General features: G+C 68.5%; 26 protein-coding genes, 2 pseudogenes and 1 riboswitch. Of the genes and pseudogenes, 15 read left to right on the top strand and 13 right to left on the bottom strand.

The window, feature by feature from the left end:
* Positions 1 to 6: 6 nt before the first annotated feature.
* Entirely contained in the window at positions 7 to 642 is a 636-nt protein-coding gene (locus ACAG25_RS09155) for a heme-binding protein (RefSeq protein ID WP_370488095.1), read from the bottom strand.
* Between the two features lie 251 nt (positions 643 to 893).
* Here ACAG25_RS09155 and ACAG25_RS09160 point away from each other — a divergent pair, with 251 nt between their 5' ends.
* On the top strand, positions 894 to 1,535 hold the full coding sequence (locus ACAG25_RS09160) for a nitroreductase family protein (RefSeq protein WP_370488032.1): 642 nt from the start codon (positions 894 to 896) through the stop codon (positions 1,533 to 1,535).
* Positions 1,536 to 1,539: 4 nt separating this feature from the next.
* Here ACAG25_RS09160 and ACAG25_RS09165 read toward each other — a convergent pair whose 3' ends face one another.
* Entirely contained in the window at positions 1,540 to 1,992 is a 453-nt protein-coding gene (locus ACAG25_RS09165; protein ID WP_370488096.1) for a tRNA (cytidine(34)-2'-O)-methyltransferase, read from the bottom strand.
* Between the two features lie 28 nt (positions 1,993 to 2,020).
* Between ACAG25_RS09165 and ACAG25_RS09170 the strand changes: the two genes are divergently transcribed.
* Entirely contained in the window at positions 2,021 to 2,641 is a 621-nt protein-coding gene (locus tag ACAG25_RS09170; RefSeq protein WP_370488033.1) for a class I SAM-dependent methyltransferase, read from the top strand.
* On the opposite strand, the gene ACAG25_RS09175 is transcribed toward ACAG25_RS09170, so the two are convergent.
* A complete protein-coding gene (locus ACAG25_RS09175) occupies positions 2,623 to 3,105 on the bottom strand; it encodes a general stress protein (protein WP_370488034.1) in 483 nt (160 codons plus the stop codon). The genes ACAG25_RS09170 and ACAG25_RS09175 overlap by 19 nt on opposite strands.
* 246 nt (positions 3,106 to 3,351) lie before the next feature.
* Here ACAG25_RS09175 and ACAG25_RS09180 point away from each other — a divergent pair.
* From ACAG25_RS09180 to ACAG25_RS09195, 4 genes and pseudogenes are all read left to right on the top strand, one after another.
* Positions 3,352 to 4,329: pseudogene (locus tag ACAG25_RS09180) on the top strand (ATP-binding protein); the annotation flags it as partial.
* Entirely contained in the window at positions 4,322 to 4,876 is a 555-nt protein-coding gene (locus ACAG25_RS09185) for a pentapeptide repeat-containing protein (protein ID WP_370488035.1), read from the top strand. The pseudogene ACAG25_RS09180 and the gene ACAG25_RS09185, both read left to right, overlap by 8 nt.
* Positions 4,877 to 4,976: 100 nt before the next feature.
* Positions 4,977 to 5,441, top strand: coding sequence for an Rrf2 family transcriptional regulator (locus ACAG25_RS09190; RefSeq protein WP_370488036.1), 465 nt, complete (start codon positions 4,977 to 4,979; stop codon positions 5,439 to 5,441).
* Entirely contained in the window at positions 5,441 to 6,664 is a 1,224-nt protein-coding gene (locus tag ACAG25_RS09195) for a globin domain-containing protein (RefSeq protein ID WP_370488037.1), read from the top strand. Before ACAG25_RS09190 ends, ACAG25_RS09195 begins: the two co-directional genes overlap by 1 nt.
* Here the strand turns inward: ACAG25_RS09195 and ACAG25_RS09200 are convergent.
* Positions 6,661 to 7,215 (bottom strand): TetR-like C-terminal domain-containing protein, encoded by a 555-nt coding sequence (locus tag ACAG25_RS09200; protein ID WP_370488038.1) that lies wholly within the window; start codon positions 7,213 to 7,215, stop codon positions 6,661 to 6,663. The genes ACAG25_RS09195 and ACAG25_RS09200 overlap by 4 nt on opposite strands.
* A 104-nt stretch (positions 7,216 to 7,319) precedes the next feature.
* Positions 7,320 to 9,896 carry an FHA domain-containing protein gene (locus ACAG25_RS09205; protein ID WP_370488039.1) on the bottom strand — a complete coding sequence of 859 codons (2,577 nt, stop codon included), beginning with the start codon at positions 9,894 to 9,896 and terminating at the stop codon, positions 7,320 to 7,322.
* Between the two features lie 272 nt (positions 9,897 to 10,168).
* Between ACAG25_RS09205 and ACAG25_RS09210 the strand changes: the two genes are divergently transcribed.
* Entirely contained in the window at positions 10,169 to 10,729 is a 561-nt protein-coding gene (locus tag ACAG25_RS09210) for a TetR/AcrR family transcriptional regulator (protein WP_370488040.1), read from the top strand.
* Here ACAG25_RS09210 and ACAG25_RS09215 read toward each other — a convergent pair.
* Complete coding sequence (locus tag ACAG25_RS09215) at positions 10,713 to 11,915, bottom strand: NADH:flavin oxidoreductase (RefSeq protein ID WP_370488041.1); 1,203 nt, start codon at positions 11,913 to 11,915, stop codon at positions 10,713 to 10,715. The genes ACAG25_RS09210 and ACAG25_RS09215 overlap by 17 nt on opposite strands.
* Before the next feature lie 38 nt (positions 11,916 to 11,953).
* Between ACAG25_RS09215 and ACAG25_RS09220 the strand changes: the two genes are divergently transcribed.
* The 3 genes from ACAG25_RS09220 (at position 11,954) to erm (ending at position 14,153) form a co-directional block, all read left to right on the top strand.
* Positions 11,954 to 12,811, top strand: coding sequence for a bifunctional methylenetetrahydrofolate dehydrogenase/methenyltetrahydrofolate cyclohydrolase (locus tag ACAG25_RS09220; RefSeq protein WP_370488042.1), 858 nt, complete (start codon positions 11,954 to 11,956; stop codon positions 12,809 to 12,811).
* The gene (locus ACAG25_RS09225; protein ID WP_370488043.1) at positions 12,808 to 13,101 is read left to right on the top strand and encodes a DUF3017 domain-containing protein; all 294 of its coding nucleotides are present in this window, start codon (positions 12,808 to 12,810) and stop codon (positions 13,099 to 13,101) included. The genes ACAG25_RS09220 and ACAG25_RS09225 overlap by 4 nt, the downstream gene beginning before the upstream one ends.
* A gap of 233 nt (positions 13,102 to 13,334) precedes the next feature.
* Positions 13,335 to 14,153, top strand: a complete 819-nt coding sequence (gene erm / locus ACAG25_RS09230; protein ID WP_370488044.1) for a 23S ribosomal RNA methyltransferase Erm — start codon at positions 13,335 to 13,337, stop codon at positions 14,151 to 14,153.
* 24 nt (positions 14,154 to 14,177) lie between these two features.
* Here erm and ACAG25_RS09235 read toward each other — a convergent pair whose 3' ends face one another.
* The 4 genes from ACAG25_RS09235 to ACAG25_RS09250 all read right to left on the bottom strand — a co-directional run bounded on the left by ACAG25_RS09235 (position 14,178) and on the right by ACAG25_RS09250 (position 18,432).
* Positions 14,178 to 14,903: a class I SAM-dependent methyltransferase gene (locus ACAG25_RS09235; RefSeq protein ID WP_370488097.1), complete on the bottom strand. Its 726-nt coding sequence runs from the start codon at positions 14,901 to 14,903 to the stop codon at positions 14,178 to 14,180.
* A complete protein-coding gene (locus tag ACAG25_RS09240) occupies positions 14,894 to 16,021 on the bottom strand; it encodes a homoserine O-acetyltransferase (RefSeq protein WP_370488045.1) in 1,128 nt (375 codons plus the stop codon). The genes ACAG25_RS09235 and ACAG25_RS09240 overlap by 10 nt, the downstream gene beginning before the upstream one ends.
* A gap of 12 nt (positions 16,022 to 16,033) precedes the next feature.
* Positions 16,034 to 17,365 carry a bifunctional o-acetylhomoserine/o-acetylserine sulfhydrylase gene (locus ACAG25_RS09245; protein ID WP_370488046.1) on the bottom strand — a complete coding sequence of 444 codons (1,332 nt, stop codon included), beginning with the start codon at positions 17,363 to 17,365 and terminating at the stop codon, positions 16,034 to 16,036.
* A 41-nt stretch (positions 17,366 to 17,406) separates the two neighbouring features.
* Positions 17,407 to 17,526: riboswitch (SAM riboswitch) on the bottom strand.
* A 69-nt stretch (positions 17,527 to 17,595) separates the two neighbouring features.
* Complete coding sequence (locus tag ACAG25_RS09250; RefSeq protein WP_370488047.1) at positions 17,596 to 18,432, bottom strand: alpha/beta fold hydrolase; 837 nt, start codon at positions 18,430 to 18,432, stop codon at positions 17,596 to 17,598.
* A gap of 63 nt (positions 18,433 to 18,495) precedes the next feature.
* On the opposite strand from ACAG25_RS09250, the gene ACAG25_RS09255 reads away from it, so the two are divergent.
* The 3 genes and pseudogenes from ACAG25_RS09255 (at position 18,496) to ACAG25_RS09265 (ending at position 21,409) form a co-directional block, all read left to right on the top strand.
* On the top strand, positions 18,496 to 19,323 hold the full coding sequence (locus ACAG25_RS09255) for an exodeoxyribonuclease III (RefSeq protein WP_370488049.1): 828 nt from the start codon (positions 18,496 to 18,498) through the stop codon (positions 19,321 to 19,323).
* A gap of 30 nt (positions 19,324 to 19,353) precedes the next feature.
* Entirely contained in the window at positions 19,354 to 20,382 is a 1,029-nt protein-coding gene (trpS, locus tag ACAG25_RS09260) for a tryptophan--tRNA ligase (protein WP_370488050.1), read from the top strand.
* A gap of 16 nt (positions 20,383 to 20,398) precedes the next feature.
* Positions 20,399 to 21,409: pseudogene (locus ACAG25_RS09265) on the top strand (YhjD/YihY/BrkB family envelope integrity protein).
* Here the strand turns inward: ACAG25_RS09265 and ACAG25_RS09270 are convergent.
* Positions 21,384 to 22,610, bottom strand: coding sequence for a D-alanyl-D-alanine carboxypeptidase family protein (locus tag ACAG25_RS09270; protein ID WP_370488051.1), 1,227 nt, complete (start codon positions 22,608 to 22,610; stop codon positions 21,384 to 21,386). The pseudogene ACAG25_RS09265 and the gene ACAG25_RS09270 sit on opposite strands and share 26 nt — an antisense overlap.
* Before the next feature lie 148 nt (positions 22,611 to 22,758).
* On the opposite strand from ACAG25_RS09270, the gene ACAG25_RS09275 reads away from it, so the two are divergent.
* Positions 22,759 to 23,910 carry a metallophosphoesterase gene (locus ACAG25_RS09275; RefSeq protein ID WP_370488052.1) on the top strand — a complete coding sequence of 384 codons (1,152 nt, stop codon included), beginning with the start codon at positions 22,759 to 22,761 and terminating at the stop codon, positions 23,908 to 23,910.
* A gap of 112 nt (positions 23,911 to 24,022) precedes the next feature.
* A complete protein-coding gene (locus tag ACAG25_RS09280) occupies positions 24,023 to 24,190 on the top strand; it encodes a hypothetical protein (protein WP_370488053.1) in 168 nt (55 codons plus the stop codon).
* 36 nt (positions 24,191 to 24,226) lie between these two features.
* Here the strand turns inward: ACAG25_RS09280 and ACAG25_RS09285 are convergent, their stop codons facing one another.
* A complete protein-coding gene (locus tag ACAG25_RS09285; RefSeq protein WP_370488054.1) occupies positions 24,227 to 25,615 on the bottom strand; it encodes an aspartate aminotransferase family protein in 1,389 nt (462 codons plus the stop codon).
* Entirely contained in the window at positions 25,612 to 26,133 is a 522-nt protein-coding gene (locus ACAG25_RS09290) for an Lrp/AsnC family transcriptional regulator (protein WP_370488055.1), read from the bottom strand. Before ACAG25_RS09290 ends, ACAG25_RS09285 begins: the two co-directional genes overlap by 4 nt.
* Between the last annotated feature and the right edge of the window lie 57 nt (positions 26,134 to 26,190).

Below are 26,190 nucleotides of genomic sequence, written 5' to 3' on the forward strand. Positions count from 1 at the left end.
CGCGCGTCAGCGCGTGCTCGTCACCACCCCGACGACCTCGTTGCGGCGACGGAACGGCAGCGTGAAAGGCGGGTCGTAGAACCAGGCCATCGGCTCACCGGTCAGCTCGTAACCGCTGCCGCGCAAGGCCTCGCGTAGCTGGTTCGACCGGCGGGCCACCTCGGCCGGACTGCGATCACCGGTGAACCGCAGCACCGCCACGGTCTCGCCGGGCACCTCGACCAGCGTGACCCGCTCGTCGTCGGGGGTGGGCAGGGTGTCCATCGTCCACTTCGAGGGCATGAAGAAGCGGATCGTCGACGGTCCGCCGTCGGCCTGTTGGGTCACCGGCGCGGTCATCGCGATCTTCTGACCCGAGCGCTGGGTGACCGGAGCGGTCATCGCGATCCGGTTGCCGCCGTCGTTGCCACCGAAGATGTAGTTGGCCAGCCGCCGGAACCCGATGGTGCGGGCGGTGTCCTCGTCGGCCGACACCGTGGTCTCGGCGGCGATGCGGTCGGCATACCGGCGGATCTCGATGCGGACCCCATCGCGGTCGACGGTGTCGAGCACGGTGAACCGGGGCTCCTCGGTACCCCAACGCAACCCGACGACCGAGCCGGCGAACTCCAGTCCTTGTGAGACAACTTCTTTGATGTTCAGCACACCGACGGATACCCCGGGCCCGCCGGTTTCTCACCCACCCCCGGTTGTTTTAGCGAGCGCGCGCGTTTGCGCCCCGACACGCCGCGATCCACCGACAGTTTGAGCTCGCTCGCCGATACAAGTTGTGCCAGCACATGTTTCGATTCCCAGCGAACGTTCGCAAACTGTCATATTTTGCCGGTGTGTCGACGGACAAACACGCGCGCTCGCGGGACAAGGGAACACCAAGCGCAGGTAATGTCGGAAAAATGACGCTGAACCTGACTGCAGACGAAGTGCTGACCACCACCCGTTCGGTGCGCAAGCGACTCGACTTCGACAAGCCGGTGCCACGCGAGGTTCTGATGGAGTGCCTCGACATCGCGCTGCAGGCGCCGACCGGCTCCAACAACCAGGGCTGGCAATGGGTGTTCGTCGAGGACCCGCAGAAAAAGCAGGCGCTGGCCGAGATCTACCGCACCAACGCGACCCCGTACCTGAACCTGGAGAAGCCGACCACCGGTGACATCCGCGACGAACAGCGGCCCCGCGTCGAGGACTCCGCGCGTTATCTCAACGACCATTTCCACGAGGTACCGGTGATGCTGATCCCGTGCCTGGAGGGCAAGCCCACCGAGACCCCCTCAGGTCAGAGCGCCGGCTACTGGGGTTCGCTGCTGCCGGCGGTGTGGAGTTTCATGCTGGCGCTGCGCTCGCGTGGCCTGGGCTCGGCGTGGACCACGCTGCATCTGCTCGGCGACGGGGAGCGCCAGGCCGCCGAGATCCTGGGAATCCCGTACGACAACTACAGCCAGGCCGGCCTTTTCCCGATCGCCTACACCAAGGGCACCGACTTCAAGAAGGCCAAGCGGCTACCCGCCGAGCAGGTGACCCACTGGAACAGCTGGTAAGTCCTCACACTCCGCCGGCGTAGCCGTGCTGACGCCACGCCTCGTAGACCGCAACGGCCGCGGCGTTGGACAGGTTCAGTGAGCGGCGTCCGCTGATCATCGGGATGCGCACCTGCGCGGTGACGTGCGGGTCGGCCAGCGTCTCGGTGTCGAGCCCGGTGGGCTCGGGTCCGAACAGCAGGACATCACCCGGTTGATACGCGACGTCGGCGAACGACGTCCCGGCGTGCGCGGTGAACGCATAGACCCGCGCCGGCGTCACCGCCGCCCACGCGGTCGGCAGGTCGGGATGCACGAACACCGACGCGAGGTCGTGATAGTCCAGCCCTGCGCGACGCAGCTTCGGCTCGGACAGGTCGAAGCCCAGCGGTTCGACCAGATGCAACTCGCATCCGCTGCCGGCGACCATCCGGATCGCGTTGCCGGTATTGGGCGCGATCCGCGGCGAATAGAACATCACCTTGAACACAGGGGACAATGCTCGCATGGTCGAGCAGAGCCAGTGGATGCGCAAGGTCGAAGCCGATCCCGGGCATTCGCAGTGGTACATCGAACGATTCCGGGCGATGGCGCGCGACGGCGCCGACCTGGTCGGCGAAGCCCGCCTCGTCGACGCGATGGTGCCGCGCGGGTCGCGCATCCTCGACGCCGGGTGCGGCCCCGGACGCATCGGCGGCTACCTGGCCACCCAAGGTCACGACGTGGTCGGCGTCGACGTCGACCCGGCGCTGATCGAAGCCGCCGAGCAGGACCATCCGGGACCGCGCTGGCTGGTCGGTGATCTGGCCGAGCTGGACCTGCCGGCCCGCGGCCTGCCAGAGCCGTTCGACGTGATCGTGTCGGCCGGCAACGTCATGACGTTCCTGGCGCCGAGCACCCGGGTCGCGGTGCTGACCCGGCTGGGCGCGCATCTGGCCGACGACGGGCGCGCCGTCATCGGTTTCGGCGCCGGCCGCGACTACCCGTTCTCCGAGTTCTTCGACGACGTCGCCGCCGCCGGCCTGACGCCGGATCTGCTGTTGTCGACGTGGGATCTGCGCCCGTTCACCGACGACGCCGACTTCCTGGTGGCGATCCTGCGCCGCGCTCAGCCCGCGGTGACGTAGCGCTGCGCCTGCTGCGCGTACTCGGTGGACACGCAGACGTCGTAACGCTGGGCCTCCAGCGACTGCACGCTGGAGAAGTCCCGTTGCCCGCCGGTGGCCAGGTGCGCGACGAAGCCGAACACCGCACCCCAGAAGGTGCCGATCACCAGCGTCACCAGAATCGTCACGATCCACGCCGGTCCCACCGTGAAGATCGCCAGCAGCAGGCCGACGAACAGGCCGAACCACGCGCCGCTGGCCGCGCCGGCCAGCGCGGCCCGGCCCTTGTTGACGCGCCCGGTGATCTGTTCGACGGTGCGTAGACCGTCCCCGATGATCCGGACGTGCTCGACCGGGAAGCCGTCGTCGGACATCCGATCCACGAGGCGTTGAGCGTCCACGTACTTCGCGAATGACGCGATGACGCGGCGGTCGGCCGACTCCTGTCCGCCGATGGGTGTGTTCGGGCCGGTCGGACTCGTCACTGCTACCTCCTGAGCTGGGCTTCGGTGTCGCGCGTGGTTCCTACGCTACCGCAGGCTGCTGCCGCGGACCTGACATACTCGTCGAGTCGTTCGCCCCGCCCGGGCGGTTTGTCCTGCAGGAAGTTCATCATGCTGTCCAACTGGCCGGTACGGGCCAAGGTGCTCGCCATCGTCAGCGTTCCTCTGCTGTTGGCCGTTGTGCTGGGCGGGCTACGGATCTACGAGGGGCTGACCGCCGCCGAATCCGACGCCGAAACCGTGCGCGACGCCGTCGTGGTCGGCGCCGCCATCCTGGTCACCCTGCTGGTCGTGGCGCTGGTCGCGCGGTCGCTGGTGCGCCCGCTGCATCTGCTGCGGGACAGCGCGCTGAAGGTGGCACGCGAGGACCTCGCCCGCCAACTCGAGCAGGTCCGCGCCGGCGGGAAAACCCCGACGGTGCAGCCCATCCCGCCGCACACCTCCGAGGAGATCGGCCAGGTCGCCCAAGCGGTCAGTGAACTTCACGAGCAGGCGGTGACCCTGGCCGGTCAGCAGGCCCGTCTACAGGTGCAGGTCACCGACATGTTCGAGACCCTGTCGCGGCGCAACCGGGCGCTGATCGACGAACAGCGGGGCCTACTCGACGAATTGCTGCGCGCGGAACCCGACCCCGACCGACGTGCCGATCTGCGTCGCGTCGACCACCTCGCGGCCCGCATGCGGCGTAACGCCGCGAATCTGCTGGTCCTGGCCGGCGCACGGATTCCGCGCGAACAGGACGACCCGGTGGCGTTGACGGCACTGGTGCGCGCGGCGGCGGCCGAGGTCGAGGAGTTCGATCGCGTGGTCGTCGGGCTGCCCGAGACCATGGTGGCCGGCCGGGTCGCCGGCGACCTGATGCACATCCTCGCCGAACTTCTCGACAACGCGTTGCGGTACTCGCCACCGCAGTCACAGGTCCGGGTGTCGGCGGTGCACACCAACAACGGCGGACTGGTGGTCGAGGTCAGCGACACCGGCAGTGGCATGACCGAATCCGATGTGCGGGTCACCAACACGCGGTTGCAGGCCGGGGGAGAGGTCAACCCGTACACCGCCCGCCACATGGGTTTCTTCGTCGTCGGACGGCTGGCAGCCCTGCACGGTTTCGTGGTGCGGCTGCGCAGCACCGTCGCCGGGAAGCCCGAGTCCGGCATCACGGTCGGTGTGTACGTCCCGGCGAAGTGGTTGACAGGCAGTGGACCCCGTCCAGACTGACCGCGAGTACACCGGTCACGATTTCCGCGACGAGGACCTCAGCCGTCTTCGCACCGAGCGCGTGGTGTTCACCGAGTGTGATTTCTCCGGTGCCGACTTCTCGGAGTCCGAGCACTCGGGGTCGGCATTTCGCAATTGCACGTTCCGGCGGACCACTCTGTGGCACAGCGTGTTCCGGCACTGCACCTTTCTCGGTTCGACGTTCACCGATTGTCGGTTGCGGCCGTTGACGCTGGTCGAGGTGGATTTCACGCTCGCATCCCTCGGCGGAGCGGATCTGCGCAAGGCCGACGTGTCGGGGTGCCGGTTCCGCGAGACCAACCTCGTCGGCGCCGACCTTCGCCAGGCGGTTCTCGCGGGCGCGGACCTGACCGGTGCGCGGGTCACCGACGCGCGCTTCGACGAGGCCGATCTGCGCGGCGCACGGGTGGACGCATCGCTGTGGACCACCGCGCGGGTGCGCGGCGCCAAGGTCGACGTGGGGCAGGCACTGGCGTTCGCCGCAGCCCATGCGCTCGACATTTCGGGTACTTGAAAACCCAAAAAGGCTGGTTGAAAAACCGCACCCGATGAGGTGTTAGACCCCACAGCCGCAAAAGTCGCATCCGCGATGCGCAATTACTAGCGTTCTGTTTGTGCAGCTCACCCGGTTCACCGACCTCGGCCTCCGCGCCATGATGCTGCTGGCCGCCGGGGAGTCGGCCGGACAACGCATCACCACGAGGTCGATCGCCGCCGGGGCCGCCGCATCGGAGAACCACGTCGCCAAGGCCGTGTCCCGGCTCGTCGAGCTAGGCATGGTCTCGGCGCGTCGGGGCCGGGCCGGAGGGCTGACGCTCACCGACGCCGGTCGCAACGCGTCGGTCGGTTGGCTGGTTCGTCGCCTCGAAGGAGACCGCGAGGTCATCGAGTGCGGCGGTCCCGACCCGTGCCCGCTGGTGGCCGCCTGCCGGCTGCGTCACGCGCTGGCCGACGCCAAGGAGGCGTTCTACCGCGAGCTGGACCGGCACACCGTCGTCGACCTGGCGCGTAGCCCGGCGTTGGCGTTGCTGCCCCTGAATTCCCCGAGCTCTACCCCGCCAATGGAAAGGAACCCCTGATGACCGTCATCGCCACTCCCGTGGAGTTGGAGCCCGCACATGCCGAGGTGGTGTCCGCGACGCTGCCACTGATCGGGGCGCACATCGACGAGATCACCACCGAGTTCTACCGCGGGATGTTCGCCGCCCATCCGGAGCTGCTGCGCAACCTGTTCAATCGCGGCAATCAGGCCCAAGGCGCCCAGCAGCGCGCCCTGGCGGCATCGATCGCGACGTTCGCGACGCACCTCGTCGATCCCGAGTTGCCGCACCCGGCCGAACTGCTCTCGCGCATCGGTCACAAGCACGCCTCCCTGGGCATCACCGCCGACCAGTACTCGATCGTGCACGAGCACCTGTTCGCCGCGATCGTGACCGTGCTGGGTGCCGAGACCGTGACCGCCGATGTGGCCGCGGCCTGGGACCGGGTGTACTGGATCATGGCCGACACGCTGATCGCGCTGGAGCGCGATCTGTACCGGGCCGCGGGGGTGTCCGACGGTGACGTCTACCGCCGGGCGCGGGTGAAGGCCCGCGTGGACGATCCGTCCGGCGCGGTGCTGATCACCGTCGTGCCGTCGGGTCAGCCCTTCCCGGATTTCCTGCCCGGACAGTATGTTTCGGTCGGTGTGACGATGACCGACGGTGCTCGACAGCTGCGTCAGTACAGCCTGGTCAACGTCGCCGGGAACGGAGAGCTGACGTTCGCCGTCCGGCCGGTCGCCGCGGTGGGGGACCAGCCCGCCGGTGAGGTGTCGAACTGGATCGCCGCCAACGTCTGCGTCGGCGACGTCCTCGACGTCACCGTCCCGTTCGGTGACCTGCCTGCCCCGGACGGTGCCGCGCCGCTGGTGCTGATCTCGGCCGGTATCGGGATCACGCCGATGATCGGCTTCCTGGAGCACCTCGCGGCGCGTGCGCCGCAGGCCCGGGTGCAGGTGCTGCACGCCGACCGCAGCGACCAGAGCCACCCGCTACGCGAGCGGCAGTTCGAGCTCGTCGAGCAACTGCCGAACGCCACGCTGGACGTCTGGTACGAGGACGGCCTGACCGCCGGGACCGACGGTGCCCACGCGGGCCTGATGAACGTCGCCGACGTCGACATCGCCGACGACGTGCAGGTGTACCTGTGCGGCGGCAACGGTTTCGTGCACGCGGTGCGGGCGCAGCTGCTGGGCAAGGGCATCACCGCCGAGCGGGTGCACTGCGAACTCTTCTCGCCCAACGATTGGCTGCTGGACTAGACGGAGATGGCCCGGGTGACCAGGTCGGCGACCATACGGCAGTAGGCCGGGTCGACCGGGCCGTCGCGGTAGAGCGCGAAGGTGTGTAGGGGCGACGTCAACAACTGCAGTGCGACCACAGGTTTGACGTCCTCCCGCAACTCCCCGCGCTCTGCCGCACGTCGGAACATCACCTCGATCACCTCGCGGCGCATCGCGTAGAACGCGGACCGGGTGTGCATGTCGGCGGCCTGGGTCTTGCTGTCGATCACGAACATCCGGGCGATCCGGCGGCCGACGGGGTCGTTGAGGTAGTTCGCCAGCGACAGCGCCAGTTCGGTCAGGTCGCCGTGCAGGGACCCGGTGTCGGGAGGCGAGATCATCCGCTGGGAGTAGCTGGCCAGCGCCTCGACGATCAGTCCGCTCTCCGAACCCCAATGTTCGCGTAGGTAGGCCGTGTCGAGGTGCCCGCGGTGCGCCACACCTTCGACGCTGAACCGCTCGACCCCCCACTGTTGCAACTCCTCGAGCGCAGCGTTGAGCGCCCTGTCGTGTGCGTCGTCGTCAGACACAGCCCCGCTACCCCCCTTCGGCGCGTGCGCCGAGCTTACGAAATCTGGCACATCATGCCGAAAGATTTCGACAAATTGGTGCCCCCGCCGATTGCGGCCCCGGCTCAGGATGCGTTGAGGCGGATCCGCCAGCGCACGAACGCCAGATAGAACACGCTGATCAGCGCCAGCATCGCCATGTCGAACAACCAGGCTCCGGACGTGTGCTCCCAGTGCCGGTCCTGCGGGGTGAGCGGACCCGGCACCAGCCGGATCAGATCGACCGTCGACGCGGACGCGGCGAACCCCCACCGCGCCGGCGTCACCCACGACATCTGGTCGAGCACGACCCGGTCGGTCACCGGGATCATGCCGCCGGAGAACACCAGCTGGCTCATGATCGCCACGACCAGGAGCGGCATGATCTGCTCGGCGGAGCGGGCCAGCGCCGAGAGCGCCAACCCGACCATCGCCGCGGCCACGCAGGTGACCGCGATGTCGACGAACAACTCGAAGCTGGGGCTGCCGAACACCGCCCCCCGCTCCACCGCGCCGGGGCCGAAGCCCTTCCCGAGGATCGCGATGACCGTGACGATCGCGGACTGGATGACGGCGAAGACGGTGAAGACCGCCACCTTCGCCAACAGGTAGGCCGAGGTGGACAATCCGACGGCCTGTTCGCGCCGGAAGATGGCGCGTTCGCCGATCAGCGCGCGGATGGTCAAGGCGGTGCCCATGAAGATGGCGCCGACGTTGAGCATCACCAGGATCTGACCCGGTTCGTTGGGTGCCGCGCCGCCCTGGATGGCCGGCACCGGCACTCCGAACCCGACGTCGCCGGGCACCGACAACGACAGCACGCCCATGATGAACGGAAGCATCATCAGGAACGCGAAGTAGCCGCGATCGGACACCACCAGCCTGATCTGGCGCCGTGCGATCGTCGACAGCTGCCGCGTCAGGCTGGTTCTGGTGGGCGTGCCGAGATCGGCCGGCGTCTGCGCGGCGGGGACCGGCGGTGGCGGGCCGTGCTGGGTGAGATAGCGCTGATGCGCCCCGTCGGGGTCGCCGGCCACCGAGCTGAAGATGTCTGCCCAGTTGGTGGTGCCCATCGACGGGCCGATCTGCTCCGGCGGACCGTAGAACGCGGTCTTGCCGCCGGGCGCCAACAGCAGGACCTGATCGCACACGTCGAGGTAGGTCAGCGAGTGGGTGACCACCAGCACGACGCGGCCGGCGTCGGCGAGCTGCCGCAGCATCGTCATGACCTGGCGGTCGAGTGCGGGATCCAGACCCGAGGTCGGCTCGTCGAGGATCAGCAGGGACGGGCCGGTCAGCAGCTCCAGGGCGACCGACGCGCGTTTGCGCTGGCCGCCGGAGAGCTTGTCGACGCGGGTGTCGAGGTGCTTGGTCATCTCGAGTTCCTCGAGCACCTCATGGACGACCTGTTCGCGGTCGGCCTTGGTGGTGTCCGGCGGCAGCCGCAGTTCCGCGGCGTACATGAGGGCTTGTCGCACGGTCAGCTGGCCGTGCACGACGTCGTCCTGGGGGACCATGCCGATTCGGGAACGCAGCGACGCGTACTCGGCGTGCACGTTGTGGCCCTCGAACGCGACCTGTCCGGTGGTCGGGTGCGTGTAGCCCGCGACCAGCCGCGCGAACGTCGACTTGCCGGCGCCCGACGGCCCGATGATCGCCGTCAGCGTGCCCGGACGCGCGGACATGGAGATGTTGTCGAGCAGCGTCTTGTTGTTCTCGATGGTCCAGGTGATGCCGTGCACCTCGAGGCCGCCGGTGGCGGTGTCGGCGGCGGTCTCGGTGCGCCGGACCAGCGTGCCGCCCCGGAAGACGAGGTCGACGTTGCCGATGGTGACGGTGTCTCCGTCGGACAGCGTCGCGACCTCGACGCGCACACCGTTGACGAATGTGCCGTTGATGCTGCGGTTGTCGCGGATCTCCGCGGCGCCGGGACCGCCGGGCGTGGGCACCAGCGTGGCGTGGTGGCGGGAGGCCAGCACGTCGGGGATGACGATGTCGTTGTCACTGGCACGACCGATCTTGATCGCACCGGCCGGCGCCTCGGCCGGTCGGCCGGGGCGCAGGATCCGCAGCATGCTCGTCGCGAGGTTGCCGTCCCCGGACCGTGGTGCCGCGGCCGGACCCATGACCGTGGCCGATTCCAGGTCGGGTGAGCTGATCGGCGTCGGCGCGGGCCGCGGCGGGCGCGGCGGCACGCTGGGCGGATGGCTGATCGGGCCGGTCGGGGGGTACCCGTGGGCCGGCTGCGGAGGCCGCGGCGGCGCCGGCCGTGTGTGGGTGGGCTGACTGGGCCAGGACGCACTGCGGGCCGGCACCGGGACCGCGGTCGTCGGCGGGGTGCCGGCCGAACCCTGATGGCGGCCGACCTCGAAGGTCAGCCGCGGCCCGTCGGGGTTGCCGAGGTAGAGCTGCTGGCCGTCGGTGATGTCGGCCGCAGGCACCCGACGACCGTTGAGGTACATGCCGTTGAGGCTGCCGTTGTCGATGGCGATCCACCGGCCCTGCTCGGAACGCAGCACCAGGTGGGCGCGCGAGATCAGGGGGTGGGCGATCCGGACGTCGGCGCGCAGATCGCGGCCGACGACGACGTCGTTGCCGGCCGCGAAGGTGCGGGTGGATCCGTCGTACCGAACCGTCAGCGCGGGGGATCCTGGGCGGGTCACGGAGCCGCTCCGGCGGCGACATTAAACATCGTCGGCAACTCTATCGGTAGCCGGCTACAGGGGCCCGGCGCTCCCCGCCTCGGCGGTGATCTGTTGCCGCACCGTTATCGAGTTGTCGCCCGAATTGCGACACGCCCGTGATGTGGACCAGTGCGCGGAGTGGTCAAACATGCTGTGACCAAGGGGAATCGGTTCCCGGATCGCAGGCGTTCGGGGGTCTGCCGGTCGAAGATCCGCATTTTAGAGATCAATCTCTACTTTAGGGTGGAGCAATGCCGCGGCCTGCCCGATATTCCGTCGATGACCTGCTTGACGCCGCTGCGGGACTGCTCGCCGGCGACGGCCCCGCGGCGGTCACGATGTCGGCGGTCGCGCGGGCATGCGGTGCGCCCAGCGGTTCGGTGTATCACCGCTTCCCGTCGCGGGCCGCGCTCTGCGGAGAACTCTGGATGCGCACCGAGGAACGCTTCTACACCGATCTGTTCGTCGCGCTCGGCGATTCCGGCGACGCGCGACAACGCTGCATCGACGGTGCCCGGCACGTGCTGGCCTGGTGCCGGGAGCACCCGGCCGAGGCTCAGGTGTTGCTGACCGGGCCGGCGCAGCTCGAACTCGGCGACTGGCCGGACACCCTGGTCAACCGGCGGAAACGGTTGCAGCGCAGGATCCGTAAGTGCTTCGGCGAACTCGGCGAGGATGTCAACCGGGTCAGCGCCGCGCTGATCGACGTGCCGTTGGCGATGGTGCGACGCGCACGTCCGCGTCAGACGGTGCCGGCCCGCGCCGACGAGATCGTCGAGGACTGCGCGCGGGCGCTCATCGCCCCGAATTGACCGGTTGTGTGCCCGGCGACCCGGTGCGCACGCAGTAGGTGTGGCTGTAGATCGTCGGCATACACAGGTTGCAGTGGTCGCAGATGGACTGGACCGTGGAGTCGGCCTGGATGCGGTTGAGCAGGTCGGGTTCGGCCAGCAGCGCGCGCCCCATCGCGACGAAGTCGAACCCCTCGGCCATCGCCTTGTCCATGGTCTGGCGGTTGGTGATGCCGCCGAGCAGGATCAACGGCATGGTCAGCTCGTCGCGGAACTTCTTCGCATCGCGCATCAGGTAGGCCTCGTGGTACGGGTACTCGCGCATGAACTTCTTGCCGGTCATGCGGATCCCCCACGACAGCGGCGGCTTGAACGCCTTCGAGAACTCCTTGACCGGGGCGCCGCCACGGAACAGGAACATCGGGTTGAGCAGCGAGCTGCCCGCCGTGAGCTCCAGCGCGTCCAGTCCGCCGTCCTCTTCCAGCCACTTGGCGGTCTGCAGCGATTCCTCCAAGGTGATGCCGCCGGGCACGCCGTCGGACATGTTCATCTTCGCCGTCACCGCGATCCGGTCGCCGACCGCGCGGCGCACGGCGCGGACCACGCCGCGGGCCACCTTGGCGCGGTTCTCCAGCGAGCCCCCGAACTCGTCGGTGCGCCGGTTGATCAGCGGCGACAGGAACGAACTGGCGAGGTAATTGTGGCCGAGGTGGATCTCCACCGCGTCGAACCCGGACTCGATGGCCAGCCGCGCGGCGTTGGCATGCTGCTCGGTCACCTCTTCGATGTCGGCGCGGGTGGCCTTCTTCGCGAACCGCATAGACAGCGGATTGAAGAAGCGGATCGGCGCCAGGGCGCGCGCCTTGTTGGTGCGGGCGTTGGCCACCGGCCCGGCGTGCCCGATCTGGGCGCTGATCGCCGCGCCCTCGTTGTGGATCGCGTCGGTGAGCCGCCGCAGCCCGGGCACCGCTTCGGGACGCATCCAGATCTGCCATCCATCGGTGCGGCCACCCGGGGCCACCGCGCAGTAGGCGACCGTGGTCATGCCGACCCCGCCGGCGGCGGGCAGCCGGTGATAGGTGATCAGGTCGTCGGTGACCACCGCGTTCGGGGTCGCCGCCTCGAACGTCGCGGCTTTGATGATCCGGTTGCGCAGAGTCAACGGCCCGAGCTTGGCAGGAGCGAAAACATCGTGCGGGGCTGTCATAACGAGAGCTTCCCATGCCTGCTGTCAGAATGAACCCCGTGGGTGCGATCACTTTGGACGGTAAGACCACGCGTGACGAGATCTTCGTCGACCTCAAGGAGCGCGTCGCGCGTCTCGTGCATGCCGGGCGTACGCCCGGGCTGGGCACCGTGCTCGTCGGCGACGATCCGGGATCGCAGGCCTACGTGCGCGGCAAGCACTCCGACTGCGCGAAGGTGGGCATCACCTCCATCCGCCGGGACCTGCCGGGCGACATCACGCAGGCCGATCTGGAGGCCACGATCGATGAGCTCAACACCAATCCGGACTGCACGGGCTACATCGTGCAATTGCCGCTGCCCAAGCATCTGAACGAGAACGCCGCACTGGAGCGCGTCGATCCGGGCAAGGACGCCGACGGTCTGCATCCGACCAACCTCGGCCGGCTGGTCCTCAACGAGCCGGCCCCGCTGCCGTGCACGCCGCGTGGCATCGTGCACCTGCTGCGCCGCTTCGGCGTCGAGATCGCCGGCGCCCATGTGGTGGTGATCGGTCGCGGCGTCACCGTCGGCCGACCGCTCGGGCTGTTGCTGACCCGTCGTTCCGAGAACGCCACGGTCACGTTGTGCCACACCGCCACCCGGCATCTGCCGCAGATCACCCGTGAGGCCGACATCATCGTGGCGGCGGCCGGGGTGCCGCACATGGTGACCGCCGAGATGGTCCGCCCGGGTGCGGCTGTCGTCGACGTCGGGGTCAGCCGCGACGAGAACGGCAAGCTCGTCGGCGACGTGGCGCCCGACGTGTGGGACGTCGCCGGCCATGTGTCGCCGAACCCGGGCGGGGTCGGACCGCTGACGCGGGCCTTCCTGCTGACCAACGTGGTCGAGCGCGCCGAGGTGCTGGCCGGGTTGTGACCGTCAGCCAGTTCGTCCGCAGGGTCTGCGCTGCGCAGTGGCCGATCCTGGTCGTCGCGCTGCTCCTGCTGGCGGCCTTCGCCCTGGTGGCGGCGGGCTTCTGGCGACGCGGGGCGTTGGTGATGGCCGTCGGTGTGGCCGTCGCGGCCGGGCTGCGATTGGCCCTGCCCGACGAGCGGGCCGGCCTGCTGGCGGTGCGGTCGCGCACCGTGGATTTCGTGACCACGGCGTCGGTCAGCGCCGCGATGTTCTACATCGCGTGGACCATCGACCCGTTGGGCACCAGCTGAGCGTCGCTCTCGCGAAAGTGCATCCAGGGTTGTGAAAACGCCGCGATTTCGACCCTGAGCGCACGCTCGCGAGAAATTCAGTGGATCCGCGACATTCGATCGGCCACGATGGCGGCGTGGGTGACTTCAACATCGCAGTGATGCGGATCCGCCGCAGCTAGCGGCGGACCGCACTCCTCTACCGCGCTCCGCCGCGTCGATCGTCCCGTCAGCCGATCCCGCGGAGCTTCCTCATGCCCATCTACAGCGATGGCCGGCACGAGCACGGCCAGAATTTCCTCATCGACCCCGCGACCCGCGACCGCATCGTCGGCTTGGTCGCCGCCACGTCCGGCCCTATCGTTGAAATCGGTCCCGGCCGCGGCGCTCTCACGTTCTCGTTGCAGGATCTCGACCGTCCGCTCACCGCGGTCGAGATCGACCCGCGCCATGTCCGGTGGTTGCAGGCTCGCGCCAAGCCGTCGACATCGATCGTCGAGGGCGACGTCCTGCGCTGGCACCTGCCGCGGCACCCCTACGTCGTCGTCGGCAACCTGCCTTTCCACTTGACCACCGCCATGCTGCGTCGCCTGCTGCACGCGCCGCACTGGACCGACGCGGTGCTGCTGGTGCAGTGGGAGGTCGCGCGGCGCCGTGCCGGGATCGGCGGTGCGACGATGATGACCGCGCAGTGGTGGCCCTGGGTCGACTTCCGCCTCGAGTGCCGGGTGCCGGCGTCGGCATTCCGTCCGCGGCCCACGGTCGACGGCGGGCTGATGGTCATGGCGCGTCGCGCGGATCCGTTGGTGCACCGGCGGGATCGCGATCGGTATCAAGGTTTCGTGCATGCGGTGTTCACCGGCAGGGGACGCGGTCTGGTACCCATCTTGTCGGCGGTGTGTGGACGCCGGAGCCGTCCCGGCGTCACGTCGTGGCTTCGCCGAGAGGGGCTCGCGGGCGCTCTGCCCAAGGACCTCACGGCGGCGCACTGGGCACGGCTCTTCGCGTTGGCTGACCCCCGCGCTGGCGAAAGTGCACGCACGGTTGTGAAAGGCCCGCTATCGCGACCGTGAGTGCACTCTCGCGAGCGAACAGGCTCAACCCAGCGTCGCGCGGATACACACCGTGATATACGGCAACGCCAAGCCACTGTTCTGGGCGAGTGCCGGATGGGTGGCCAGCAGTTCGCGCACCTGCTCGAGGGTGCGGGTGCGCACCCGCTCCGGCGAGGTGATGCAGTAGCTGCGCGAGGCGACCAGGTCGATCAACGCCTGCGGGGTCAGGTAGTTGGTCCACTCCACCTGATGGCGCTCGATCGCGGTGAACGGCGCGGGCAGGTCCACGGTCTGGCTGAACGGATCGACCTCGTGTCCGATGATGTCGCCCAGATCCTTGACCCAGCCCAGACGTTCGTCGCGGTTGTTCCACACCAACCCGAGCCGCCCGCCGGGCCGCAGCACCCGTGCGACCTCTTTGATCGCGCGTTGCGGGTCGAACCAGTGCCAAGCCTGGGCCACCAGCACCGCGTCGACGCTGGCGTCGGGCAGCGGGATGTCCTCGGCGGTCCCCAGTAGCGCCGGGATCTCGGGCAGCGACGAACTGAGCACCTCGAGCATCTCGGGGATGGGGTCGACGGCCACCACGCCGAGACCACGCTCGACGAGGCGGGTGGTCAGCTTGCCGGTCCCCGCGCCGAGGTCCAGGACGTCGCGCGCCCCTTGCGGCAGCAGCCAGTCGATGGCCTCCGGCGGGTAGGACGGTCGTCCGCGCTCGTACGCCGCGGCCTCGGCGCCGAACGACAGCGAGCGTTCGTTCACCGCGATGCCAGGTCCAACGTGCGCCGGATCAGCTGACCCACCGCGTCGAACTCGAGCAGGAAACCATCGTGCCCGTACTTGGAATCCACGACATCCAGACCGTCGCAGGCGGGTAGCAGCTCGGCGAGTTCGGCCTGCAACCGCAGGGGGTAGAGCCGGTCGGAGGTGATGCCGCCGACGACGGTCGGGACCGGGCAGGACCGCAGTGCCGCCTCGACGCCGCCGCGTCCACGCCCGACGTCATGGTTGGACAACGCGTCGGTCAGAGCGACATAGGTGCCGGCATCGAAGCGCTGCAACAACTTCCGGCCCTGATGCTCGAGATAGCTCTGGACCGCGTAGCGCCCTCCGGAGCAGGGGTCCTCGTCGCCCTGGGTCGCGTTGGCGAAGCGCTCGTCGAGTTCCTCCTCGCCGCGATAGGTGAGATGCGCGATGCGCCGGGCGATCTGAAGTCCCGCGCCGGGGCTGTCCCCGGAGCCGTGATAATCCCCGCCGAGCCAGTTCGGGTCGGCCTTGATCGCGGCCACCTGGGTGCTCTGGGTGCCGATCTGGTCGGCTGTGGCGCGCGCGCCGACGGCGAGCACCAGCGCCGCGCGCACCCGCTGCGGATGCGTGACGATCCACTCCAGTGCGCGGGCGCCGCCCATCGACCCGCCCATCACCGCGGCCACCTCGGAGATGCCGAGCCGTTCCAGCACGGCGATGTCGGCGGCCACCTGGTCGCGGATCGAGATGACGGGAAACCGTGAGCCGTAAGGCTTTCCGTCCGGGGCCGGCGAACTCGGCCCGGTGGAGCCGCGGCAGCCGCCCAGCGCGTTGGTCGAGATCGCGCACCAGCGGTCGGTGTCGATGGGGGCACCCGGTCCGGCGATGCCGTCCCACCATCCCGGGGTCGGGTGGTCCGGACCGGCCGGGCCGGTGATGTGCGAGTCGCCGGTCAGTGCGTGCAGCACGACGACGACGTTGTCCCGGTTGGGGGAGAGCTCACCCCAGCGTTGTACCGCGATCGACACGTCCTCGAGGACGGTGCCGTTCTCCAGGGTCAGTGCGCCGATGTCGACGACGCCGACCTCGCCTTCCGGAGGCAGCGTCGCGCGCTCGGTGATCACGTCCACAATTGTCACGTCACACGCCTCTCAGGACGACGCCGCGGTGTCGGAACCGCCGAGAAGCGGTCCGGCCGCGGCGAAACCCTGCTCGAGGTCCGCGATGATGTCGTCGATGCCTTCGATGCCGACCGCCAGGCGCACCAGTCCCGGCGTGACACCGCTGGACAGCTGCTCCTCGGGGGACAGCTGCGCATGCGTGGTCGAGGCGGGGTGGATCACCAGCGAGCGCACGTCACCGATGTTGGCGACGTGGCTGTGCAGTGTCAGCGCGTTGACGAACGCCTTGCCCGCTTCCACGCCACCGGCCAATTCGAACGCCAGTACCGCGCCGGTTCCCTTGGGCGCCAACTTCTTTGCCAGATCGTGCCACGGCGAGGACGGCAGCCCCGCGTAGTTCACCGACAGCACCGCGGGGTGGTCGTGCAGGAAGGTCGCCACCCGCTCGGCGTTGGCGACGTGGCGTTCCATGCGCAGGCTCAACGTCTCCAGGCCCTGGGCGATGAGGAACGCGTTGAAGGGGGACGCCGACGCGCCGATGTCCCGCAGCAACTGCACCCGCGCTTTGAGTGCGTAGGCGGGGGGCCCCAACTCGGCGAAGACCACGCCGTTGTAGGAGGGGTCGGGCTCGGTGAAGCCCGGGAAACGGCCGTTGGTCCAGTCGAAGGTGCCGCCGTCGACGATCACTCCGGCGATCGCGGTGCCGTGGCCGCCGAGGTACTTGGTGGCCGAGTGGACGACGATGTCGGCGCCGTGGCTCAGCGGTTGGATCAGGTACGGGGTCGCGATGGTGTTGTCGACGATCAACGGCACGCCGACCTCGTGGGCGACGCCGGAGACGGTCGGGATGTCGAGCACGTCGATCTGCGGGTTGGAGATCGACTCGGCGAAGAACGCCTTGGTGGTGGGCCGGGCCGCAGCACGCCAGGAGTCGGGGTCGTCGGGATTATCGACGAAGCTGACCTCGATGCCGAGCTTGGGCAGCGTGTAGTGGAAGAGGTTGTAGGTGCCGCCGTAGAGCCGCGGTGAGGACACCACGTGGTCACCGACGCCGGCCACGTTCAGGATCGCCAGCGTCTCGGCCGCCTGGCCGGACGACAGGAACAGGGCGGCCACCCCACCTTCCAGCGCCGCGATGCGCTGCTCGACGACATCGGTCGTCGGGTTCATGATGCGGGTGTAGATGTTGCCCGTCTCGGCCAGACCGAACAGCGCCGCCGCGTGATCGGTGTCGCGGAAGGCGTAGCTGGTGGTCTGGTAGATGGGCAACGCCCGCGCGTTGGTGGTGGCGTCCGGGGTCTGCCCGGCGTGGACCTGCTTGGTCTCGAATGCCCAGTTGGAGCTGGGATCGGGTTGCGTCATCAGGGCGCTCCTCCATGAAACTGGGGGCCCGTTTCATGGCGGACCCGCGCTTGCCTTATAGCCGTGGGCGGCTACTCAACCTGGTCATCACCCGGGGCACCCCACCGCGAGTGGAGGGTTGCCGGCCAGCGAGCCGGGGCTTGACGCTGGCGCTCATGACCGACTCGAAGGTTATCGCACGACCTCCGAACCCTGCCAGTGGGTCGGCGTCGGCGCAGGTCAGAGGATTTTCAGTGGCCGGCTGCGCTGGTGTTCGGCGTCGTGTGCTCGTCGACGAACGAGGTGATCAGATCGGCGATCACGCCCGGGGCCTCGAGCATCGGGATGTGTCCGTAGCCGTCGAGGCGGACCACCTTGGTGTCCGACGGGCAGTGCTGCAGGAAGTACCGGTTGCCGCGCGGGGTCGGGAACACGCGGTCCTTCTCGCAGAACACCAGCTGGGTAGGGGCGCTCAGGTTGGCCAGCTCGAGCAGGCCGGGCAGCCGCAGCGTCTTGACCAGGAGCTGCAGGTAGGCGCTGCAGTGGGTGGCGTCGATGACCAGGTCGTGCAGGTCCTCGTCATCCGGGCCGTCGGCCGGGCCGCTGACCGGCAGCGTCGCCAGGCGCCGCGCGCCGGGCAGCTTGAGGATGCGCGGGCCGACCAGACGGGCCGCGATCAGCACGGGACCACCGAGGATGAACTTGAGCACGGTCTCGTACTTGGTCAGCGAATGCTGCGACCAGCCGCCGGCCGGCCCGATCGCCGTCATGGTGCGGGCGCGGCCGCGGCGTTCGAGCTCGAAGCCGACCCAGCCGCCCAGCGAGTTGCCGACGATGTGGGCGGTCTTCCAGCCCAGTTCGTCCATGCGGCGCTCGATGTCGTCGACGAGGATGTGTGTGTCGAGCAGCCAGGTGTCGGAGCGGCGTCCGCCGTGGTGGCCGACCATCGTCGGGGCGTACACCTCGAAGCGGCCGGTGTCGGTCAGCTGCGCGGCAACCTTGCGCCACACGTTCTGGGAGCACAGGAACGGGTGCAGCAGCAGGATCGGTTCTCCCGAACCGCTGTGGATCGGTTCGCGTTCAGCCATGCGGCCGACAGTAAGGTGATACCGGCGGTACCGCAAGAATGGGGTGTTCTAGGGTCGGGCCTCATGAGTGCGATCACGGTGAGCACCGTCAACGTCAACGGCGTCCGGGCCGCCGTCAAGCAGCGCTCCGCGGAGAACCTCGGTCTCCTGGCGTGGCTGGACGACACCGTGGCCGATGTGGTGTGTCTGCAGGAGACCCGCGCCGACGACGAACAGTTGGCCGATGCGTTGGCTCCCGCGCTGGCCGACGGGTGGCACCTGGCCTCGGCGGCACCGCACATCAAGGGCCGCAACGGTGTCGCGGTGCTGTCCCGTACACCATTCGATGCCGTCCGGATCGGTTGCGATGACGACGAATTCGCACTGCACGGTCGCTACCTGGAAGTCGACACCGCGGGTGTCACGGTGGGCAGCGTGTACGTCCCCACCGGCGAGGCCGACACCGAGCGGCAGGTGGAGAAGGAGCGGTTCATGACCGCCCTCGGTGCCCGAATGGCCGAGCTGATGACAGTCGCGGTCGCCGGCGGACGGGACGCAGTGCTCTGCGGAGACTGGAACATCGCCCACACCGAGAACGACATCAAGAACTGGAAGGGCAACCTCAAGAAGTCCGGGTTCCTGCCTCAGGAGCGGCAGTGGGTGTCGGACCTGTTGGCCGCGGGCTGGGTCGACGTGGTGCGCCGGGCCCATCCCGACGAGGCCGGTCCGTACGCGTGGTGGTCCTGGCGCGGCAAGGCGTTCGACAACGACGCCGGCTGGCGCATCGACTACCAGTTGGCCACACCGGGTTTGGCCGCGCGGGTGGTTTCGGTGCGTACCGAGCGCCCCAAGGCCTACGAGCTGCGCTGGTCGGATCACTGCCCGGTCACCGTCGAGTACGGCGGCAGCTAGAAAACGGCGCATGAAAAACTGGATGTCACCATGAGCGAGACAACCCGGCCCGTCGTGTTCTCCGGCGCGCAACCCACCTCGGATTCCCTGCACCTCGGCAACGCACTGGGCGCGGTGGCCCAATGGGTGGCTCTGCAGGACGACAACGACGCGTACTTCTGCGTGGTGGACCTGCACGCGATCACCGTCTCCCAGGACCCCGAGACGCTGCGCCGCCGCACCCTGGCCACCGCCGCGCAGTACCTCGCCCTGGGTGTGGATCCCGCCCGGGCGACGGTGTTCGTACAGAGCCACGTTCCGGCGCACGCCGAATTGGCCTGGGTCCTGGGCTGTTTCACGGGATTCGGTCAGGCGTCGCGGATGACGCAGTTCAAGGACAAGTCGCAGAAACAGGGCGCCGACGCCACCACGGTGGGCTTGTTCACCTACCCGGTCCTGATGGCCGCCGACGTCCTGCTCTACGACACCGAACTGGTGCCGGTCGGCGAGGACCAGCGGCAGCACCTCGAGCTGGCGCGCGACGTGGCCCAACGCATCAACAGCCGTTTCCCCGAGACGTTCGTGGTGCCCGAGGCGATGATCCCGAAGGCCACCGCCAAAATCTACGACCTCGCCGATCCCACCGCCAAGATGAGCAAGTCCGCGGCCACCGACGCGGGCCTGATCAGCCTGCTCGACGATCCGGCCAAGACGGCCAAGAAGATTCGATCGGCGGTGACCGACAGCGAACGCGAGATTCGGTTCGATCCCGACGCCAAGCCCGGCATCTCCAACCTGCTGACCATCCAGTCGGCCGTCACCGGTGTCGGTATCGACGCCCTGGTCGAGGGCTACGCGGGCCGCGGGTACGGCGACCTGAAGAAGGAGACCGCCGAGGCGGTGGTCGAGTTCGTCACGCCGATCAAGAGCCGGGTCGACGAGTTGCTCGGCGACCCCGCCGAATTGGAGAGTGTGCTGGCTGCGGGTGCTGCGCGGGCACGCGAAGTGTCTGGACAGACGTTGCGCAGGGTATATGACCGGCTAGGGTTCTTGGCACCGCGAGCGCGCGTGACGGACTAGCCAGCGAGGAGGACGGATGGCCACCCCGGAGGATCCGTCCGAAACCGGCGACAAGCCGGGGCTCATCGACCGGTGGCGGGCCCGGATGCCGTGGTTCGACCACGTGATGCGCGCCCAGCAGCGTTACACCGACTCCAAGGGCGACTTCTACGCCGCCGGCGGTTTCGTGCTGGCCAGCCAGCCCGAACTGGAGGCCGGTCTGCAGGACCGGATCCGCGCAGCGGTCAGTGGTGACATGGGCCAGCAACTCGTCGAGCTGATGGACTCGGCGATCGATTCCCGCGCCTCGGTCGGTCTGATCGGCTTGGCCACCGCGGCGTGGGCCGGGTTGGGGTGAATGGCCAATCTTCGCGAGGCCCTGAGTCAGATGTGGGGTCTGTTCCGTGACGACCGGTCGGGCTTCGTGCGCACGAAGATCTCCGACCTGTTGGCGCTGTTGTCGGTGTTCGTCGCGATCGTGCTGACGCTGTCGCTGACCGCGCTGGCCAACATGTCGGTGATGCGAAACGTGTTGGAGTGGTTCGGTTTGGCCGACGCTCCGGGGTTGACGCTGGTGCTGCGGGTGGTATCCGCGGTGGTGTCGCTGTTGGTGTCGTGGCTGCTGTTCACGTTCCTGATCGCCCGGCTGCCCCGCGAGTCGGTGAGTTTCCGCAGCAGTGTGCGGGCGGGGCTGATCGCCGCGGTCGGCTTCGAGATCTTCAAGTTGGTGGCCGCGATCTACCTGCGGTCGGTGGTGACCGGTCCTGCGGGTGCGACGTTCGGACCGGTGCTGGGTCTGATGGTGTTCGCCTACATCACGAGTCGTCTGATCTTGTTCGCCACCGCGTGGGCCGCCACGATGCCGGAGAACATGCGGGAGGCGCCGGTACCCGCGCCGGCCCCGGCGGTCATCCGCAACCGCCCGATCACCCGTCCCGGTCTCGCGCCGTGGCAGGCAGCCGCAGCCGCTCTGGTCGGTGCGGTGACGGCGTCGGGTCTTTCGCGCCTGAAGCGCCGACCCGTCAGCCGCGATGCGGACGGCGGTTGAGCGCTCGTGCGCCCATGATCAAACTGAACACGATGATCGATCCGATCACGCCCACGCCGACACGCACGGGCATGGCGTCGACGTCGGTGAGCACCGCGTTCGCCTTGGTCGTGGTGGCCGCGGTCTCCTCGGCGACGGGTCCCCCCAGCGAAGGGTCGGGGTCGACAAGGGTGCCGACCTTGGTTCCCGGCGGCACCGAGAATCCGTAGTCGAGCAGGCGCGCTGCCTGCTCCCACGGCGCGATCGGTTGGCGGGTACCGCGCAGCAGTACCGCGACCAGTCGTCGACCGTCTCGCTCGGCCGCGCCCACGAAGGTCTGCCCGGCGTCGTCGGTGAAGCCCGTCTTACCGCCGAGCGCACCCGGATAGTGCTGGAGCAGCCTGTTGTCGTTCTCGATGGGGTAGGTGCCTTCGCCGCGGCCGGGGAAGGTGAACGAACGGGTGGCGACGATGTTGCTGAACACCGGGTTGTGCCAGGCGTACCGGTAGAACAGCCCGACGTCGTAGGCCGACGTACTCATTCCGGGTCCGTCCAGCCCGGACGGGGTCGCCACCCGGGTGTCCTGGGCGCCGAGTTTGTGCGCCAGCCCGTTGAGCTTGCCCAGTGCGGCCTCCATGCCGCCCATCTGGCGGGCCAGGGCGAACGCGGCGTCGTTGCCGGAGTACATCAGCAGGCCGTGGAGCAGGTCGTTGATCGAGTAGAAGCCGCCCTCGCCGACACCGACCTTGGTGCCCTCCTGGGCAGCGTCCTCGGCGGTGCCGGGCACGACCTTGTGCAGCGGCAGATCCCGGATGGCCTGCATCGCGGTGAGCACCTTGATGACGCTCGCCGGACGGTGCCGGCCGTGCGGGTCGCGGGCGGCGATGACGTCACCGCTGTCGAGGTCGGCCAACAGCCACGCTTCGGCCGAAACCTCCGCGGGCGCAGGCGGTGTCCCGGGTGCGGTGATCACGCCGCACCCGGCCAGCGCTTCGCCGCCCATGGGTTCGGCCGGCACCGGGATCGGGGCCGGAGGCGGATCGCCGGGCTTGGGCACCTCGGAGGCGTCGACCGCCGGTGGTGTGGTCTCCCGGTACAGACACGCATCCGGCGCAGCGCCGGGGTCGGCGATCGCGGTCGGCGCGGTGGTCAGCAGCGCCGCGGTCATCGGTGCGGCCAGCAGCGCCGCCGCGCGGGTGGCGATCCTCCGGAAAGTGCCCATCGTGTGCGCAGATTAGGCGATCCGCGGGGTGATTCCGGGGAGCCACGCGGCGTCCCGGCCCTCCCGCCGAAATCGCATTCCACGCGCGTCAAACGCGTGGTATGCCCACGCTGGGAGCAATCTCGGCGCCTCTAGGCTGTGATGACCCATGTTCATCGTGATTCTCGGATCGATCCTCGGCCTCATGCACCTCTACGTGTGGAACCGAATGGTCAAGGACACCACCGCACCGGGGCGGATCCGCATCTACTGTTCGTTGCTGCTCGTCGGGCTGCTGGTGTTGTTGTTCGCAGCGCTGATCGTGCCGCGGGCCGTGGACGTCACCGCATCGCGTTGGCTGGCCTGGCCGGGCTATCTGTGGTTCGGCGTGGTGGCGTACCTGTTCCTGACGCTGCTGGCGCTCGAACCGGTGCGCCTGGCGCGCCGGCTGTGGCACAGGCGCCGGCCGCCGGAAGAGCCGGAATCACCGGACCGCCGGGTCTTCCTCTCCCGGGTGGCCGCGGTCGCGGCAGGCACCGCGACGGCGGGATTGGTGGGCACCGGCCTGGTCAACGCGTTGGGTCCGCCGCAGACGCTGCGCGTCCCGGTGCGGTTGCCGCGCCTGAATCCGGCGTTCGACGGCTTCCGCATCGCGGTGGTCTCCGACATCCACCTCGGTCCACTGCTCGGCCGCGCGCACACCGAACGGCTCGTCCGGATGATCAACGAGACCGAGCCTGATCTCGTCGCGGTGGTCGGCGATCTGGTCGACGGCACGGTGGCAGAACTGGGATCTGCCGCCGCGCCGCTGCGCGATCTCGTGTCCCGCGAGGGCACGTTCTTCGTCACCGGCAACCATGAGTACTTCGTCGAGGACACCGCGGAGTGGTTGCGCGAGCTCGAGCGGCTCGGGATGCAGCTGCTGCGCAACGAGCACACCCGGATCTCGCGCGGTCCTGCGTCGTTCGACCTGGCGGGCGTCAATGACCTGGCCGGGCGGGAGCATTCGGATCCGCCCGACCTGCAGAGGGCGCTGCGCGGTGTGAGCGGCGACAGCCCGACCGTCCTGCTGGCGCACCAGCCCGTGCAGGTCGGCGAGGCGGCCGATCGCGGCGTGGATCTGCAGATCTCCGGGCACACCCACGGCGGCCAGATGTGGCCGTTCCACTATGCCGTCGATCTGGCGCAGCCCGCGCTGGCCGGGCTGTCGACGGTGCGCGACACCCAGCTCTACGTGACCCGCGGCGCCGGTTTCTGGGGACCGCCGCTGCGGGTGGGTGCGCCGGCCGACATCAGCGTGCTGACTCTGCAAAGTTCCTGATGTTTGCGCGGGTGTGAGCTTGGGCACTTCTCAGCAAGCGCATGGCGATTCCCGCGCCAATCCTCAGGTATGCCCCGCATGCTGAGAGTCACCCGTCCGGAAGGTCGACGACATGACTACAGACAACGCTGGCGCCACCGTCATCGACATGCAATCGCACTGCGCGCGCCGTCGGGCCCGGTTCGACGAGGCGATGAAGCGCCACCCGGCCTACCTGTCGAGGATGGCTGCCTCCGGTGGCGCCTCGCCGAGCTCGCATCCCACGCGCCAGAATCGCTGAATCGGTCACGCCCGCGGCAGTCCCGGCAAACACCGGCTACAGGCGCTGTGACGCCTCGGTGAGCACCCCGCGCAGTACGTCGTAGATCGCGTCGAACTCTGCCTGACCACTGATCAGCGGTGGGGCCAGCTGCACGACCGGGTCCCCGCGGTCGTCGGCGCGGCAGTACAGACCGGCGTCCCACAGTGCGGGCGTCAGGAATCCGCGCAGCAGTCGTTCGGACTCCTCGTCGTCGAACGTCTCTTTGGTCGCCTTGTCCTTGACCAGCTCGATGCCGTAGAAGAAACCCTCGCCGCGCACATCGCCGACGATCGGCAGGTCGTAGAGCTTCTCGAGTGTCGCCCGGAATGCCGGCGCCATCTCCTTGACGTGGTCGTTGAGGCCCTCGCGTTCGAAGATGTCGAGGTTGGCCAGCGCCACCGCCGACGACACCGGATGCCCGCCGAACGTGTACCCGTGACCGAACACCGTGGCGCCGTCGTTGAACGGTTCGAACAACCGGTCGTGGGCGATCATCGCGCCGATCGGGGAATAGCCCGACGTCAGCCCCTTCGCGCAGGTGATGATGTCCGGCGTGTAGTTGAAGTCGTCACACGCGAACATCGACCCGATGCGGCCGAATGCGCAGATCACCTCGTCGGAGACCATCAGCACGTCGTACTCGTCGCAGATCTCGCGGACGCGTTCGAAATAGCCGGGGGGAGGCGGGAAGCAACCGCCGGCGTTCTGCACGGGCTCGAGGAACACCGCGGCGACGGTGTCCGGTCCTTCGAACTCGATGGCCTCGGCGATGCGGTTGGCGCAGTACTCGCCGAAGACCTTCTCGTCGTGCGCATACGGTTCCGGAGCGCGGTAGAAGTTGGTGTTGGGCGCGCGGAACCCGCCCGGCACCAGCGGTTCGAACGGGGCCTTGAACGCCGGGATCCCGGTGATCGACAGCGCGCCCTGAGGGGTGCCGTGGTAGGCGATCGCCCGCGAAACCACCTTGTGCTTACCGGGTTTCCCGGTCAGCTTGAAGAACTGCTTGGCCAGTTTCCATGCGCTTTCGACGGCTTCGCCGCCTCCCGTGGTGAAGAACACCCGGTTGAGGTCACCGGGTGCATAGCCGGCGATGCGTTCGGCGAGTTCGACCGCGGTCGGGGTGGCATAGGACCACAACGGGAAGAACGCCAGCTGTTCGGCTTGTTTGGCGGCGGCTTCGGCGAGCTCGCGGCGGCCGTGGCCGACTTGGACCACGAACAATCCGGACAGGCCGTCGATGTACTTGCGGCCCTTGTCATCCCAGATGTGTACGCCCTCGCCGCGGGTGATGATCGGCGGGGTGATCCCGGCTCCGTGGCGGGCGAAATGGCCCCACAGGTGCCGGTTGGCCTTGGCCGACAAATCGGAGGCCGACGTGTCGGGCGTTTCGGAAACGATGCTCATCGGGTGCCCCAGTTGTATTGCTGCTTGACAAGTTTCAGATAGACCAGGGTCTCTGTGGATATCACTCCCGGTAGGGCACGGATCTGGGTGTTCAGCAGCTCGAGCAGATGGTCGTCGTCCTCACAGACCACTTCGGCGATCGCGTCGAAGGACCCGGCGGTCAGCACCACGTAATCGACGGCGTCGATCCGGGCCAGCTTCTCGGCGATCACGGTGGTGTCGCCGGTGCACTTGATCCCGATCATCGCCTGCCGGGCGAACCCGAGTTGCATGGGATCGGTGACGGCGACGATCTGCATCACCCCCGCGTCGACCATCCGCTGCACGCGTTGCCGCACGGCGGCCTCGGACAGCCCGACGGCCTTGCCGATGCCGGCGTAGGAGCGTCGACCGTCCTGCTGGAGTTTCTCGATGATCGCCTTGGACAGGTCGTCGAGCGGGAACGCAGCGCCGGGTCGGGAGGTGTTCACCCGGAAAGACACCGGGCCGACGGCGTGCGGGACCCCGGGGTTGGCCATTCAGAGATTGTGCACGGAATCCGTCGTAGCAGGCAACCACAACCATGAAATCAGGCG

This window comes from Mycobacterium sp. pV006 (genome assembly GCF_041287115.1).
Taxonomy (GTDB): Bacteria; Actinomycetota; Actinomycetes; order Mycobacteriales; family Mycobacteriaceae; genus Mycobacterium.